This is a genomic window from Flavobacterium cupreum, assembly GCF_003996965.1.
In the GTDB taxonomy this organism is placed as follows: domain Bacteria; phylum Bacteroidota; class Bacteroidia; order Flavobacteriales; family Flavobacteriaceae; genus Flavobacterium; species Flavobacterium cupreum.
The window spans coordinates 1-283 of sequence record NZ_QWDM01000253.1 but is presented as its reverse complement, the minus strand read 5'-3'; the positions used below and the strand labels follow the sequence as shown (position 1 = coordinate 283).

Below are 283 nucleotides of genomic sequence, written 5' to 3'. Positions count from 1 at the left end.
CCAGGGGGCGCGTTCAGGTCCGGCACCACGAGCGGCGCCGCCTTGGCCTTCACAATCCCGTCCTTCTGGTTGCCGGCGATCTCCCTCGCGAAGATGTTGGTGTCGCCGCCTTTCGCCTGCTCGCCGCCGCGGCCCTGCGCAGGGTCATTTTGCTTTTCCGCCCGGCCCGAAGCGACGAGGATCATGACCAGGAGGAATATGACCAAGCCCGTGCACATGATGTAGATCGGCAGGTTGTTGACACGGCGAACGCCGCTGCGTTTGTTCGACTTTTCGCCGGGCG

The 283-nt window shown here is 64.7% G+C and carries 1 protein-coding gene; it reads right to left on the bottom strand.

Annotated elements, in window-relative coordinates; all coding sequences use genetic code 11:
• A partial coding sequence (locus D0817_RS27335) for a hypothetical protein (RefSeq protein WP_497756114.1) occupies positions 1-283 on the bottom strand: 283 nt, incomplete at both ends.